The organism is Actinophytocola sp. (genome assembly GCF_036555685.1).
Classification (GTDB): Bacteria; Actinomycetota; Actinomycetes; order Mycobacteriales; family Pseudonocardiaceae; genus Actinophytocola.
This window is the reverse complement of the sequence record NZ_DATBKY010000197.1, coordinates 34,245-49,721: the sequence shown is the minus strand read 5'-3', so window position 1 is coordinate 49,721 and position 15,477 is coordinate 34,245. Positions and strand designations below refer to the sequence as shown.

The following is a 15,477-nucleotide window of genomic DNA, read 5'->3' as shown; positions in this document are numbered from 1 at the left end:
CCCCCCCCCCCCCCCCCCGCCGCGGTCAGCGGACCCGGATCAGGCCCCACACCCCTCGGTGACCGCCCACCGCGGCACCCCGGACCGGCAGGCGTAGTCACCGCGGGTCCGCCGCCGTGAACCGGAGCGTGCGAACGCCTGCGACGTGCGACGCCCCGATGGCCCCACCGCGCGGCGAGGTCAGGTGCTCCGCCACCGGCCAGGTCTGCCGTGCACCAGGAAAGCCCGGCTCACCGGGCACGTGGACGTCGGCGTAGCGCCCGTCGACGACCGGCAGGCATGTCGCCGGATCCGTCCACTGTGCACCGGCCGGCTCGACGACGTGCGCCGTGGGCGTTCGCCCCTTCCTCGCCGCCACGCAGGTCGGCGAGGTCGCCGACGTGGATCCGCAACCGGCGCGGCCGGACGAGCGGGTCGGGTTGTGGCATCAGCTCGGCAGGCTCGCCCAGGTCGGGGAACGGGTCGGGCCAGCCGTCCTCGACGGCAGGCAGCGCGGCCTCGTTCTCGCCGAGTGCGAAGATCGTCCCGTTGCGGTCGTGGTCGCCGAGCGCGTCGAAGTCGGTTGGCACCTGAGGCGCGGCGACGTCGTACAAACGGACACTCATTCGGAACCCCCAGTTCCAAGCCGATCGGTCCCCACCGATCGAACCGGCCCCAGCCGGTGGCACACCGTAACGTCGGACGCCCCAAGATCACCAGAACCTGACCAAATCTGACGAAAACGGATTGCTCGAACTCTCACTTGCCGATCACGCGCTGCCGGGCCGCGTGCGCGCGGACCTTGGCCCGGTTGCCGCAGGCCGCCATGCTGCACCACACCCGCCGGCCGCGCGGGTCGAGGAAGAGCCAGCCGCAGTCGTGCGCCGGGCAGGCACGGACATCGGCGCGCTCCGGGCGGGTGAGCAGGTCGGCACCGGCGAGGGCGACCGCGTGCAGCGGCAGCCGGACGTCGCGGGACGGCGGGAGGGCGAGCGACACCTCGCCGTCCGGCGCCGCGGTGAGCCGGCGCAGCGCGTTCGCCTCGTCGACCCGCCCGGCCACCTCGGCGAAGCCGGTGCCGTCGAGGAGCAGACCGTACAGCGCGGCGCGGAACGACCGGACGTCGTCGAGGACCCCGGCCGCCGCCCGCGACGTGGCCGGCAGCTCGTCGGCCGCCGGGACCAGCCCGGTGAACTCGGCCCACACGGCGAGCGTGCGGTAGTCCCGCAGCCAGTCGGACGGCGCCGGCGCGCCCCAGCCCGCGAGCGTGTTGCACAGCTCCAGCGCCGGGTGCCCGCCGATCGGCTTGGGCAGCATGTGCTCGCCGACCCGCACGGCATACGGCGGGACCTTCACCCGACCCCCTTGACAGTTCGCTCCGCTAACCACTTGAATCAATTCTACCGGTTAGCAGTGAAGGAGACTGGGTCATGCGTTTCTCGGCGGTGTCCGCGGTGACCGTGGTGTTGTTCGCCTGTCTTTCGGGGGGTACCGCGGCCGCCGCCGAGACGCAGACCGCGAGCTTTGATCCGGAGCCGTGGCAACCGTTCCGCGCCACGAACTTCACCGCGCCGGCGGGCCGGTACTGCGACTTCGACCTCCAGGTCACCGCGGTCGAGGACGAGGAGGAGGTCCGCGTCGACGCCCGCTACCCGGACGGCGCGATCCGGCTGAACGAGTACCGGGGCAAGCTCGTCTCCCGGTTCACGAACCTCGCCACCGGCGAGTCGGTGCTGCGCGACCTGTCCGGCCGCGGCTTCGAGGAGCGCTACCCGGACGGCCGCACACTCAAGTCGTTCACCGTGATCGGCCCGTTCTCGTTCGGCTTCCGCGACGGCGACGGGTTCCCGAAGGGCTACTACCGCCTCTCCGGCCTGCACTCGATCTCGCTGACCCAGACCGGCGTCCGCTCGATGGCCGTGGACGCCGGCCCGGAGGAGAACATGTGCGAGACGCTCGGCTAGACCCCGCGGCGCTCAGCCCAGTACGGCCAGCAGGTCGCCGCCCTCGACCTGGGCGACGGAGCTGATCGCCAGGCGCTCCACGGTGCCGGCCTTCGGGGCGGTGATCGACGCCTCCATCTTCATCGCCTCGATCGTGGCGACCGTGTCGCCCGCCTCGACCTTGTCGCCCTCGCCCACCTGCAGCGTCACGACGCCCGCGAACGGCGCCGCCACGTGGCCCGGGTTGGACCGGTCGGCGCGCTCGGCGGCCGGCAGGTCGGAGGCCACGGAGCGGTCGCGGACCTGGATCGTCCGCAGCTGCCCGTTGAGGTTCGCCATCACGTTGCGCATGCCGCGCTCGTCGGCCTCGCCGATGGCCTCGAGCTCGATCAGCAGCCGGACACCGCGGTCCAGGTCCACCGGGTACTCGATCATCGGCTTGAGGCCGTAGAAGAAGTCCTTGCTGGCGAGCACGCTCGTGTCGCCGAACTGCTCGCGGTGGGCACCGAACTCCTTGGCGGGCTCGGGGAACAGCAGCCGGTTCAGCGTGGCGCGGCGGTCGCCGGCCAGCCCCGTACGGTCCTCTTCGGACAGCTCCGCCACCGGCTTCGGGTCCGCACGACCCTTGAGCGCCTTGCTCCGGAACGGCTCCGGCCAGCCGCCGGCCGGGTCACCGAGGTCGCCGCGCAGGAAGCCGATCACGGAGCCGGGCACGTCGTAGCGGCCCGGGTCGGCCTCGAAGTCCTCGGGGTCCACGCCCGCGCCGACGAGGTGCAGCGCCAAGTCACCGACCACTTTGGACGACGGGGTCACCTTGATCAGCCGGCCGAGCATCCGGTCCGCCGCGGCGTAGGTCGACTCGATCTGCTCGAACCGGTCCGCGAGGCCGAGCGCGGTGGCCTGCGTGCGCAGGTTCGACAACTGTCCACCCGGGATCTCGTGGGTGTAGACACGCCCGCTCGGCCCGGGCAGGCCGGCCTCGAACGGCGCGTACACCTTGCGCACGATCTCCCAGTACGGCTCGAGATCGCACACCGCCTGCAGGTCCAGCCCGGTCTCCCGCTCGCCGTGGTCGGTGGCCGCGACGATCGCGGACAGCGACGGCTGCGAGGTGGTGCCGGCCATCGAGGCCGCCGCACCGTCCACCGCGTCCACACCGGCCTGGATGGCGGCGAGGTAGGTCGCGAGCTGGCCGCCCGCCGTGTCGTGGGTGTGCAGGTGGACCGGCAGGTCGAACTCCTTGCGCAGCGCGGTGACCAGCCGGTGCGCGGCCGGCGGGCGCAGCAGACCGGCCATGTCCTTGATGCACAGCACCTGCGCGCCCGCGCCGACGATCTGCTCGGCGAGCTTCAGGTAGTAGTCCAATGTGTACAGCCGCTCGGCCGGGTCGGCCAGGTCGGCGGTGTAGCACAGGGCGACCTCGGCGACCGACGTGCCGGTCTCGAGCACCGCGTCGATGGCCGGGCGCATCTGCTCGACGTCGTTGAGCGCGTCGAAGATCCGGAAGATGTCGATGCCGGTGGCCGCCGCCTCCTGGACGAACGCCCTGGTCACCTCGGTGGGGTACGGCGTGTACCCGACCGTGTTGCGCCCGCGCAGCAGCATCTGCAGGCACAGGTTCGGCAGCGCGGTGCGCAGCGCGGCGAGCCGCTCCCACGGGTCCTCGGCGAGGAAGCGCAGCGCCACGTCGTAGGTCGCGCCGCCCCAGCACTCCACGGACAGCAGCTCGGGCATCAGCTGCGCCACGTACGGCGCGACCGTCACCAGGTCCTTGGTCCGCACGCGGGTGGCGAGCAGCGACTGGTGCGCGTCGCGGAACGTCGTGTCGGTGACGCCGACCGCCCGGGACTCCCGCAGCCACCGCGCGAAGCCGTCCGGGCCGAGCTCGGTGAGCTTCTGCTTCGAGCCGGCCGGCGGCGTGCCCAGCTCGATCCCGGGCAGCTTCTTCACCGGATCGATGACCTCGGGCCGCTCGCCGTGCGGCTTGTTGACCGTGACGTCGACGAGGTAGGTCAGCAGCCGGGTGCCGCGGTCGGCCGAGTGGCGCGCGGTCAGCAGGTGCGGCCGGTCCTCGATGAACGACGTGTTGATGTTGCCGGCGAGGAAGTCGGCGTCGTCCAGCACCGCCTGCAGGAACGGGATGTTCGTGGCCACGCCGCGGATGCGGAACTCGGCGACCGCGCGGCGGGCCCGGGCCACGGCCGCGCCGAAGTCCCGCCCGCGGCAGGACAGCTTGACCAGCATCGAGTCGAAGTGCGCGCTGATCTCCGTGCCGGAGAACGCCGTGCCGCCGTCGAGCCGGATGCCGGCGCCGCCCGGCGAGCGGTAGGCGCTGATGATCCCGGTGTCCGGGCGGAAGCCGTTGGCCGGGTCCTCGGTCGTGATGCGACACTGCAGCGCGGCGCCGCGCGTGCGCATCTCCTCCTGGCGCAGGCCCAGGTCGGCGAGCGTCTCGCCGGACGCGATGCGCAGCTGCGACTGCACCAGGTCGACGTCGGTGACCTCCTCGGTGACCGTGTGCTCGACCTGGATGCGCGGGTTCATCTCGATGAAGACATGCCGGCCGTCCTGGGAGAGCAGGAACTCGACGGTGCCCGCGTTGCGGTAGCCGATGTGTCGCGCGAACTCGACCGCGTCGGCGCAGATGCGGTCGCGCAGTTCCGGGTCCAGGTTCGGCGCGGGCGCGATCTCGATGACCTTCTGGTGGCGGCGCTGCACCGAGCAGTCGCGTTCGAACAGGTGGATGACGTTGCCCTCGCCGTCCGCGAGGATCTGCACCTCGATGTGGCGCGGGTGCACGACCGCCTGCTCGAGGAACACGGTCGGGTCGCCGAACGCCGACTCGGCCTCGCGCATGGCCGCCTCGACCGACTCGCGGAGCGCGCCCTCCTCGAGCACCCGCCGCATGCCACGCCCGCCACCGCCGGCGACCGCCTTGACGAACAGCGGGAAGCCGAGCTCGGCGCCGGCGGCGAGGAGCTCGGCCAGGTCCGCCGAGGGCGCCGACGAGCGCAGCACCGGCAGCCCGGCCTCCTTCGCGGCGGCGACCGCGCGCGCCTTGTTGCCGGTCAGCTCCAGGATCTCGGTCGACGGACCGACGAACGTGATGCCCGCGGCGTCGCACGCGCGCGCCAGCTCGGGGTTCTCCGACAGGAAGCCGTAGCCGGGGTAGACCGCGTCCGCGCCGGCCCTGCGGGCCGCGGCGATGATCTCCTCGACGGACAGGTACGCCCGTACCGGGTGGCCGGGCTCGCCGATCTCGTACGCCTCGTCGGCCTTCATCCGGTGCAGCGAGTTGCGGTCCTCGTAGGGGAAGACCGCGACCGTCCCGGCGCCGAGCTCGTAACCGGCGCGGAACGCCCGGATGGCGATCTCCCCGCGGTTCGCGACGAGGACCTTGCGGAACATGCCGGATACCTCCCGGTGCCGGTGACGGGTTCTCCGCACGTTACCCGGTTGTTCCCGCACGTCGGGAGTTCAGTCCCGCGTGACAGGCACCTCAAAACGGGGCGACGCCCGCGCCCCGGACCCGGGGTGCGGGCGTCGCCGGTCCGCTCGTCAGGGTCCGACGTAGAGCAGGCTGTTCGCGGTGTTCGGCGGCACGTTGCACAGCGCGCCCCGCGTGGCCCTCGAGGTGAGGTACGCGGCCACGTCGGCGGGCGACGCGGTCGGGTTGTCGTGCAGGTACAGCGCGGCGCCGCCGGCCACGTGCGGCGCGGAGGCGGAGCCGGACAGCGTGTTGGTCGCGGTGTCCGAACCGATCCACGGACCGGTGATCCGCACGCCCGGCGCGTACAGGTCGACGGCGGGGCCGAAGTTGGCGAAGCTCGCGACGCAGTCGTTCATGTCGGACGAGGCGACGGTGAGCGCCTCGGCCACGCGGCCCGGCGAGAAGTTGCCCGCGTCGGAGTTCGAGGCGCCGGCCACGACCGAGTAGCTCACGCCGGCCGCGATCGAGTTGCGGACCGCGGTGTCCAAGGCGGTGTTCGCGCTGCCGCCGAGGCTCATGTTGGCCACCGCGGGCTTGGCCGCGTGCGCGGTGACCCAGTCGATGCCGGCGATGACGTCCGAAGTGGAGCCCGAGCCGTTGTCGTCGAGCACCTTCACCGGCACGAGCGTGACGCCCTTGGCCACGCCGAACCGCGCACCGCCGAGGACGCCCGCCATGAACGTGCCGTGCCCGTTCCCGTCGGCCGTGCCGTCGCCGCCGCCCGCGGCGAAGCCCGGCTGGACGCGGCCGCCGAAGTCCTGGTGCGTGGCGCTGATGCCGGTGTCGATCACGTAGGCCGTGACGTTCTCGGCCTCGTTCGGGTAGTCGTAGACGTGGTCCAGCGGCAGCTCGCGCTGGTCGATCCGGTCCAGGCCCCAGGACGGCGGGTCGACCTGGCGGCCGAGCGCGTGCACCGGGGTGTCCCGGACGACGGCGGCGACCCCGCCCTCCCGCGCGAGCGCGGCGGCCTGCTCGTCCGTCAGGCGCAAGGAGAAGCCGTGCAGTGCGGCGGTGTAGGTGTGCTCCACCGCGCTGCCGAAGCGGTCGGCGACCGACGCCGCACGCGCCTGGACGCCCGGGCTGTCGTCCAGGACGACGATGTAGTCGGCGTGTCTCGCCGCGGGCTGCGCGTCGGAGGGGATCGCCGCAATCATCGCGGCGACCGTGCCGATCAGGCACGCGACCCCGACCTTCGCCAGCCTCTTGCCACTGCGCAGATTCATACCTTTTGGGGTAGTCGACCGACTGTGACCCGGGCAAGGTTCACCAGTTACCACCCGCATATCGTTTGCCTTTGCCATCCATTGGTAGGGCTGTCCTCACCCCGGGTTCGGGGGCGCGCACCCGTGTGCCCGGATGCGTTCGCCGAGATCATCTTTTCGTTGGCATACAACGGAAAGGACGTCACGTGAGCAGGCGAGCAGTGACGGTGCGCGTTGCTCGGTGGAGCGCGACCCATCCATGGCGGGCCATCGGCCTGTGGGTCGTGTTCGTCGCCGTGTGCTTCGCGGCCGGATCGTGGACGGGGACCACCAAGGCCTCCGACGAGGACATGGCGCAGGGCGACTCCGCCCGCGCGGCGGAGATCGTCGAGTCGGGGAACTTCGACGACCCGGCCGAGGAGAACGTGCTGATCACGTCCCGGTCGGGACGGCTGGACCGGGACGCCGCCGCGGCCGCGGCGGGGGACGTCGCGAAGCGGCTGGGGGCGCTTCGCGACGTCGAAGAGGTGGGCAGGCCGGTGCCCTCGCACGACGGGCAGGCGCTGCTCGTGCCGGTCACGATGGCCGGCGAGCCGGACACGGCGGCCGACCGGGTGGGAACGTTGCTCGACGCGACCGCGAAGGTGCAGGCGGACCACGCGGACGTGCGGGTCGAGGAGGTCGGCGGGCCGTCGATCGACAAGGGCATCACCGACCAGGTCGCGAACGACCTGTCGAAGGCTGAGTTCATCAGCCTGCCGGTGACGCTGCTGATCATGCTGGTGGCGTTCGGCGCGATCGTCGCGGCCGGGGTGCCGGTGCTGCTCGCGCTGTCCGCGGTGGGCGCGGCGTTCGGGCTGTCCGCGCTGGCCTCGCACGTCGTGCCGGCGGTGGACACGATCTCCAGCGTCATCCTGCTGATGGGCATGGCGGTCGGGGTGGACTACTCGCTGTTCTACCTCAAGCGGGAGCGGGAGGAACGCGCCAACGGGAGCTCGCACGTGCGGGCGGTCGAGATCGCGGCGGCGACCTCGGGCCACGCGGTGGTGGTGTCCGGCTTCGCGGTGATCGTCTCGATGGCGGGGCTGTACCTGGCGAACGACGTCGTGTTCGCGTCGCTGGCCACCGGTTCGATCATCGTGGTGGCGGTGGCCGTGCTCGGCTCGGTGACCGTGCTGCCCGCGCTGCTCGCCAAGCTCGGCCGCCGGGTGGACCGGCCGCGGGTGCCGCTGCTGTGGCGGCTGACGAACCGGAGCGGCCCGCCGCGCGTCTGGCCCGCCCTGCTGCGGCCGGCACTGCGGTACCCGCTGGCCACGCTGCTCATCACGCTGGTCGCGCTCGGCGCGCTGGCCTGGCCGGCGCTGGACCTGAAGCTCAAGTCGTCCACCGACGACGACCTGCCACGGGCGATCCCCGTGATGCGCTCCTACGACCGGCTGACCGCGGCGTTCCCGGGCGAGGGCGTGCACCACCTCGTCGCGGTGCGGGCGGAGCCGGCCAAGGCCGCGCAGGTCCGCGACCGGCTGACCGAGCTGTACGACCGGACGCGGGAGGACCCGCTGTACGCGAGCGTCGCGCCGCCGCACATCGAGGTGTCGGCCGACCACCGGGTGACGCTGCTCGACGTGCCGACCCGGCAGAAGCCGGGCACGGACGGCGCGACCCGGTCGCTGGAGGAGCTGCGGACCTCGCTGGTCCCGGCCGCCGTTGGATCGGTGGCCGGTGCGGACGCTGCGGTGGGCGGGCCCATCGCGTGGGACGTCGACTACACGAACAACCTGTCCGACCGGATGCCCGTCGTCATCGGGTTCGTGCTGCTGCTGACGTTCGTCATCATGCTGGTGACGTTCCGGTCGGTGGCGATCGCGCTGACGTCGTTGCTGCTGAACCTGCTGTCCGCGGCGGCCGCGTTCGGCACGCTCGTGCTCGTGTTCCAGCACTCCTGGGCGGAAGGAATCCTGGACTTCCACGCGAGCGGCTCGATCGTCGCGTGGATCCCGCTGTTCCTCTTCGCGGTCCTGTTCGGACTGTCGATGGACTACCACGTGTTCGTGGTGAGCCGGGTCCGCGAGGCCGCGCGGCGCGGCCTGCCGACGAGGGAGGCGGTCGGCTTCGGCATCAGCCGGTCGGCCGGAGTGGTCACCAGTGCGGCCATCGTGATGGTGTCGGTGTTCGCGATCTTCGCGACGCTGTCCATGAACGAGATGAAGCAGATGGGCGTGGGGCTCGCGGTCGCGGTGTTCCTCGACGCGATGGTGATCCGGGTGCTCGTGCTGCCGTCGCTGATGACCATGCTGGGCAGGGCGAACTGGTGGCCGGGACGAATCGGCCGTCCCCATGGGACACGAATTGATGATCAGCCGACCGAGGAGATGCGGAACATTCCGGAACCGGTTCGGTGAGTGCCGCGGTGACCAGTGGTACTGAAGGCCCCCCAGCCGTTCAACGACGGCAGGGTGGCCGTCGTCGGCTCAAGACGATAGGGGCCGCGTCACCTCTTGTGGCGACCATCTAAAGTGTGGCAATGCCTGCTGGTGATTCCGAAGCAAACGCCCGTGTCCCCCGTTTCGACACCGTTCTCCGGGGCTACAACCAGCGCCAGGTCAACGAACGCGTCACCCGCCTGACCTTCGACCTCAGCCACGTCCAGAAGAGCCGGGACGAGGCGGTCGCGAAGGTCGCAGAGCTGACCAAGGCGTTGGGCAGTGCCCAACAGCAGCTGATCGATGCGAAAGCGCAGCTCAACCGCATCGCCTCGAACCCCACCAGCAACGAGGCGATGTCCGAGCGACAGCGGCTGATGTGGCAGCTCGCCGAAGAGGAGATCGCGGAGTTCAAGCGCGACGCGGAGAACTACGACCGCACGACCAGGACCGAGGCCGACGAGTACAGCCACTCGACCAGAGCCAAGGCCGACGCACACGCGTCATCCACTCGCGACCAGGCCGACAAGTACGCGTCGAAGACGCGCAAGGAGGCCGACGACCACGCGGCCGAGATCCGCGCCAACGCGGACCAGTACGTCGTCACGACGAAGAGCGCCGCCGACGAGTACGCCTCGGGCGTGCGCGCCGAGGTGCAGAACTACGCCAAGGAGCAGAAGGCCAAGCACGAGGCGACCACCGCCGAGCTGGGCCAGCGCCGCAAGGCTCTCGAGGCGGAGTACGCCAAGAACCACGCCGCCCTCGAGCAGGAGTACGAGGGCCTGAAGGCGCGGCAGGTCGCCGAGCACGACCAGCTGATGGCCGACGCCCGCACCGAGGTCGAGCGTGCCGCCAAGGCCAACGAGGAGCGGATCGCGCAGCTCGACGCGGCCGCCCGGCAGCGCCGCGAGCAGCGGGACGCCGAGGCCGCCAAGCAGCGCGAGATCCTCGACATCAAGGCCGCGGACAAGCGTGCGTCGCTGGCCGAGGAGGCCGAGGTCGCGATGCAGGCCCAGCGCACCGAGCTGGAGCGCGAGCTGGCCGAGCGTGCCTCGCTCGCCAAGGACCGGGCCGGCAAGATCGTCGGCGACGCCGAGCGCGAGGCCGCCAAGATCCGCGAGACCGTCGCGGCGGAGCGGGCCGAGGCCGAGCAGGTCCTCGCCCAGCGCGAGTCGGCCGCCCAGGCCCAGGCGTCGAAGTTCCTCGACGACGCCAAGCGCCGGGCGGACGAGTCGGACAAGTCGCTGTCCGAGAAGCGGGAGACCGTCGAGAAGCACCTGGCCGAGCTGGAGCAGATCGCACAGCAGCAGGCCGAGAAGACGGTGGCCGACGCCGAGGCCCGCAGCCAGGCGAGCGACAAGGAGATCGCCGAGCGTCGTTCGCGCATCGAGAAGGAGCTGAACGAGCAGCAGGCGAACGCGAAGATCCGCGCCGCGAAGATCATCGAGGACGCCGAACAGCGGCTCGCCGAGGCCCAGGACCGAACGCGCCGCGCCGACGACTTCGAGCGCCGAGTGTCCGAGCAGGTCAGCGCGACGTACGCCATCCTCGGCGAGGCCCGGCGCCACTTCGCGAAGGCCATGGGCGCCGACGGCGGCGAGGCCAAGCCGGTGGACAAGGACGTCACGGAACGTTCCGCGGCACCCTCGTCCCAGCCGAGCCCGCATCCGAGGAACCCGGGCCACCAGCTGAAGGCCCCGGTGAACGGCAACAAGTAGCGACCAGGAGCGCAAGCGGCGCCCATGCCCACCAGGGCACGGGCGCCGTTTGCCGTGCAGGCGGAAGACGCTCCCCGAATCGCCCGGGTTCGCCCGGCCGAAAGACCTGGCCGAAAGTGCGGGAAAACAGAATTCGCGGCCGAGTGGTCAGACTTTTTCCAAATACTCGGCCCGCGAGTCATTGACCAAATTCGCGACCATCCGGCCAAGGCCGGGAAATTCCGCCAGATCCGGCGTCTGCGCGATCAACGCCTGCGCCTCCCGGCGCGCCTCCGCGATCAGGTCCTCGTCCCGCAGCAACGACAGCAGCTTCAACGCCGACTGCCGCCCCGACTGCGACGCCCCCAGGATGTCGCCCTCGCGGCGCATCTCCAGGTCGATCCGCGCCAGCTCGAATCCGTCCAAAGTAGACGCGACCGCGTCCAGCCGGTCCCGCGTGGCCGTGCCCGCCGGCATCTCCGTCACCAGCAGGCACACGCCCGCGGCCGTCCCCCGGCCGACCCGGCCGCGCAGCTGGTGCAGCTGGCTCACGCCGAACCGGTCGGCGTCCAGGATGACCATGGCCGTCGCGTTGGGGACGTCCACGCCGACCTCGACCACGGTGGTCGCCACGATCACGTCCAGCTCGCCCGCGGCGAAGGCGCGCATCACCGCGTCCTTCTCGTCCGTCGGCAGCCGGCCGTGCAGCACCGCCATCCGCAGCCCGGACAACGGCCCGGCGGCGAGCTCCTCGTACACGTCCAGCACCGCGAGCGGCGGCCGCCGACCGTCCGAATCGGACTCCAACGCCTCGTTCACGTCCTCGTCCGCCGACTGCTGCTCGCCGATGCGCGGGCACACGACGTACGCCTGGTGGCCCGCCGCGACCTCCTCGCGCACGCGCTGCCACGCGCGGTCGAGCCACGCCGGCTTCTCCGCGACCGGCACCACCGCCGAGCTGATCGGCGAGCGTCCGGCCGGCAGCTCGCGCAGCGAGGAGGTCTCCAGGTCGCCGTACACGGTCATCGCGACCGTCCGCGGGATCGGCGTCGCCGTCATGACCAGCACGTGCGGGCTGGCGTTCTCCCCCGCCCGCGTGCGCAGCGCGTCCCGCTGCTCGACGCCGAACCGGTGCTGCTCGTCGACCACCACGAGCCCCAGGTCGGCGAACTCCACCTTGTCCTGGATGAGCGCATGCGTGCCCACCACGATGCCGGCCGCCCCGCTGACGACGTCGAGCATCGCCTGCTTGCGCTGCGCGGCCGTGAGCGAACCGGTGAGCAGCGCGATCCGCGTCGCGTGCTCGGCGCCGCCCAGCTCGCCGGCCTGCGCCAGGTCGCCCAGCATCGTCGCGAGGGAGCGGGCGTGCTGTGCGGCGAGCACCTCGGTGGGCGCGAGCAGCGCCGCCTGCCGGCCGGCGTCCACGACCTGCAGCATCGCGCGCAGCGCCACGATCGTCTTGCCGCTGCCGACCTCGCCCTGCAGCAGCCGGTTCATCGGATGCTCCTTGGCCAGGTCGACCGCGATCGCCTCGCCGACCTCCCGCTGGCCCTCGGTGAGCGTGAACGGCAGCCGCTGGTCGAACTCCGCGCCGATGCCGTCGGCCGTGCGCTCGCAGACCGGGGCCGGCCGCGCGACCGCCGTGTGCCGCCGCTGGGCCAGCGCGAGCTGCACGGCCAGCGCCTCGCCCCACTTCAGCCGGTTGCGGGCGACCTGCACGCCGGCCCAGTCCTTGGCCAGGTGGATGGCCCGGACGGCCTCGTCGTAGCCGAGGTAGCCGTGGCGCGTGCGCAGCCGCTCGGGCAGCGGGTCGTCGACCGGCTCGAGCATGTCCAGCGTCTGCCGCACGCACTTCGCGATCTGCCAGGACTGCACCTTGGCGGCCGCCGGGTAGACGGGGATGAGCCCGACGAAGTCGTCGATCGCGGTGTCGGCCTTGTCCTCCTCGATCGGCTGGTAGTCGGGGTTGGTGAGCTGCAGCTTGTTCCGGTAGACCGACACCTTGCCGGCGAACAGCGCGCTCGAGCCGACCGGGACGCGGAACTGGAACTGCCGGAAGTTGAAGAACTTGCACTCGAGCGTGCGGCTGCCGTCGGTGAGCACGACCTCGAGGATCGTGCCGCGGCGCTGGCGCATGCGGCGCTCGTTGACCGACTTCACCCTGGCCAAGACCGTCGCGTGCTCGCCGAGCTCGAGACCCGCGATGTCGGTGAGCTCGCCACGCTCGGCGTAGCGGCGCGGGTAGTAGTGCACCAGGTCGCCGACGGTGTGCAGGTCCAGGGCGCCGGCGAGCGCCTTGGCCGTCTTGGCGCCGACCGCCAGCTCGAGCTTGTCGTCCATGGAGACCATCGCCCGCGATTATGTCGCGCCGGTCCGACAATCCGTCGAGGCCGCCCGGCATGGCGCCCCGCCGGTGCACGTCCGCCGCGTTTTGTCGGTGGCCGCTGGCATGCTCCGCGCCATGAAGCTGCAGCCCGCGGCCGGTCTCCCCGGCAAGCTGTCCGACCCGGCGAGGTCCGACCCGCCGCAGGTGGGCGACGAGCGGTCGATGCTCGAGGCCTACCTGGACTTCCAGCGCGAGACGCTCGCGCTCAAGTGCGCCGGCGTGGCCGGCCGGAAGCACTCCGAGAAGCTGGTCCCGCCGTCCGGGCTGTCCTTACACGGCCTGGTCCGCCACCTCTCCGGTGTCGAGCGCTGGTGGCTGCACAAGCAGTTCGCCGGCGACGACGTGGTGATGCTCTACTACTCCGACGACGACCCGAACCAGGACTTCGACTCGCTCGACGGCGACTTCGACGAGGCCCTGGCCGTGTGGCGGGCCCAGGTCGAGCGGTCCCGGGAGATCGTCGCGGCCGCGTCCTCGCTGGACGACACCGGCACCCGGGTCGCGGACGGCACCGAGTTCTCGCTGCGCTGGGTGCTGCTGCGGCTCATCGCCGAGTACGCCCGCCACAACGGCCACGCGGACCTGTTACGCGAGCGCATCGACGGCGACGTCGGCTGGTAGGGCGGTCGCGGCTCACTCGACGCCGAGGATGAGGACCGCGTCGGACTGGCCGCCGTGGTAGACGACGAGCTCGGTCTCCGGGTGCTCGCGGCGCAGGTAGTCGGTGAGCTCGGTGGCGAGCTCGTCCGGCGCGTCCGCGCCCAGCAGGGCGGTGACCAGCTCGCCGCCCATGCCGAGCATGCGCTCGACCACCCCGCACGCGGCCCGGTCGAGGGCGTCCACGCCGGGCGGGCCCGGCTCGATGAGCACGACCTCGCCATCGGCGAAGCCGAGCACGTCGCCGGACTCGCACGCGCCGATCCAGGTGATCGCGGCCTCGGCCGCCACCACCACCTCGCCCCGGCGGGTGGCCGCGGCCGCCTCGGCCATGGCCACCACGTCGTCGCCGGCGCGGCGGCGCGGGTCGTGCACGGCCACCGCGGCGAGCACCTGCACCGGTGACACGCACGGCACGACGACCACGTCCTGGCCGGCCGCCACCGCGCGGGTCGCCGCCTCGTCGGCCATCTCGATGAACGTGGCGTCCGCCGGCAGCACGCTGACGTGCGCGGCACCGGTGCCGGTGATGGCCTGCAGGAGGCGGTACGCGGTCTCGGTCTCGTCCGCGTCGTCGTCGAGGTGGACGAACGTGACGCCCTCGCGGATCAGCAGGTCGCCGAGCTCGGTGCTGCGCGCCGGCACGACCACGGCCCGGTCCTGCACGAACCGGGACGCCTCGGCGGACGGCGCGTCGGCGAACCGGGCCACCCGGATCTGCCGCGGCCGGCCGGTCTCGACGCCGACCTCGATGGCCGCGCCGATGTCGTTGCAATGCACGTGCACGGTCCAGAGCCCGGCGCCGTCTCCGACCACCGACACGCAGTCCCCGAGCCCGACCAGGGCGTCCCGCAGCCGCCCGATCGGATCCGCCGCCACGTCGACGTCCTCGAGGAGGTACATGACCTCGTAGGCGAACTCGTCCGAGCCCGACTCGCGCGCGGTGTACATCGCCGCGTGGCCGGCCGGCGCGGCGACGCGCTCGGTACGGGCACGCTGCGCGGCGGCGAGCGCGGCCGGCTGCTCGGCGACCACGGCCACAAGCGCGTCGAGCAGCACGACGACCCCGCGCCCGCCCGCGTCGACCACCCCGGCCGCGGCCAGCGCGGCGAGCTGGCGCGGTGTCTCGTCGAGCGCGGCGGCCGCGCCGGCGGCGGCCGCGGCCACCACGTCGCCCAGTTCGTCGGACGGTTCACCGTCCGCGGCGGACGCGGCTGCGGACAGCACGCTGATCATGGTCCCGGGCACGGGCTCGGCGAGCGCCGCCGCGGCCCGCGTGGCGCCCTGGGCCAGGGCGGCGCGCACGCCGGCGCCGGTGACGGCCTGCCCGGCCGCGTCGGCACCGACCGCGTCGGCGACCCCGCGCAGCATCTGGGAGACGATGACGCCCGAGTTGCCCCGCGCGCCCGCCAGCGCACCCCTGGCGAGCGCGGCAAGGGCGACGCTCGCCCGCGTGCGCGCCGGGGCCGGGGCGCGGAGCAGCGCGTCCAGCGCGGCACGCATCGTGTGCAGGAGGTTCGACCCCGTGTCGCTGTCGGCCACCGGGAACACGTTGATCCGGTCGATCGCCTCCCGGTGCGCGTCCAGCGACTGCACGCACGCCACCGCCCACCGGCGCACGTGCGCGGCTTCCAGCGCCCGCAGCATTCAGCCTCCCGCAACCAGCCCACCGGCCGCCCCCGAGCGACCTCGACATGCGG

Annotated in this window: 10 protein-coding genes; 4 read left to right on the top strand and 6 right to left on the bottom strand. The window is 72.3% G+C overall.

Annotated features, from left to right (window positions below; all coding sequences use genetic code 11):
* Positions 1–230: 230 nt before the first annotated feature.
* Positions 231–605, bottom strand: a complete 375-nt coding sequence (locus tag VH969_RS18765) for a hypothetical protein (RefSeq protein WP_331975912.1) — start codon at positions 603–605, stop codon at positions 231–233.
* Positions 606–738: 133 nt separating this feature from the next.
* A complete protein-coding gene (locus tag VH969_RS18760; RefSeq protein WP_331975910.1) occupies positions 739–1,335 on the bottom strand; it encodes a CGNR zinc finger domain-containing protein in 597 nt (198 codons plus the stop codon).
* A gap of 74 nt (positions 1,336–1,409) precedes the next feature.
* Here VH969_RS18760 and VH969_RS18755 point away from each other — a divergent pair, with 74 nt between their 5' ends.
* Positions 1,410–1,943, top strand: a complete 534-nt coding sequence (locus tag VH969_RS18755; protein WP_331975908.1) for a hypothetical protein — start codon at positions 1,410–1,412, stop codon at positions 1,941–1,943.
* A 12-nt stretch (positions 1,944–1,955) separates the two neighbouring features.
* Here VH969_RS18755 and VH969_RS18750 read toward each other — a convergent pair whose 3' ends face one another.
* Both VH969_RS18750 and VH969_RS18745 read right to left on the bottom strand, forming a co-directional pair.
* Positions 1,956–5,330 carry a pyruvate carboxylase gene (locus VH969_RS18750; protein WP_331975906.1) on the bottom strand — a complete coding sequence of 1,125 codons (3,375 nt, stop codon included), beginning with the start codon at positions 5,328–5,330 and terminating at the stop codon, positions 1,956–1,958.
* A gap of 150 nt (positions 5,331–5,480) precedes the next feature.
* Complete coding sequence (locus tag VH969_RS18745; protein ID WP_331975904.1) at positions 5,481–6,635, bottom strand: S8 family peptidase; 1,155 nt, start codon at positions 6,633–6,635, stop codon at positions 5,481–5,483.
* A 185-nt stretch (positions 6,636–6,820) separates the two neighbouring features.
* Between VH969_RS18745 and VH969_RS18740 the strand changes: the two genes are divergently transcribed.
* Positions 6,821–9,016: an MMPL family transporter gene (locus VH969_RS18740; protein ID WP_331975902.1), complete on the top strand. Its 2,196-nt coding sequence runs from the start codon at positions 6,821–6,823 to the stop codon at positions 9,014–9,016.
* 122 nt (positions 9,017–9,138) lie between these two features.
* Complete coding sequence (locus VH969_RS18735; protein ID WP_331975900.1) at positions 9,139–10,755, top strand: coiled-coil domain-containing protein; 1,617 nt, start codon at positions 9,139–9,141, stop codon at positions 10,753–10,755.
* A 147-nt stretch (positions 10,756–10,902) separates the two neighbouring features.
* On the opposite strand, the gene recG is transcribed toward VH969_RS18735, so the two are convergent.
* Positions 10,903–13,083 carry an ATP-dependent DNA helicase RecG gene (gene recG, locus VH969_RS18730; RefSeq protein ID WP_331975898.1) on the bottom strand — a complete coding sequence of 727 codons (2,181 nt, stop codon included), beginning with the start codon at positions 13,081–13,083 and terminating at the stop codon, positions 10,903–10,905.
* 112 nt (positions 13,084–13,195) lie between these two features.
* On the opposite strand from recG, the gene VH969_RS18725 reads away from it, so the two are divergent.
* Positions 13,196–13,741, top strand: coding sequence for a DinB family protein (locus tag VH969_RS18725; protein ID WP_331975896.1), 546 nt, complete (start codon positions 13,196–13,198; stop codon positions 13,739–13,741).
* A 12-nt stretch (positions 13,742–13,753) separates the two neighbouring features.
* Here VH969_RS18725 and fakA read toward each other — a convergent pair whose 3' ends face one another.
* A complete protein-coding gene (gene fakA / locus VH969_RS18720; RefSeq protein WP_331975894.1) occupies positions 13,754–15,424 on the bottom strand; it encodes a fatty acid kinase ATP-binding subunit FakA in 1,671 nt (556 codons plus the stop codon).
* Positions 15,425–15,477 lie beyond the last annotated feature (53 nt).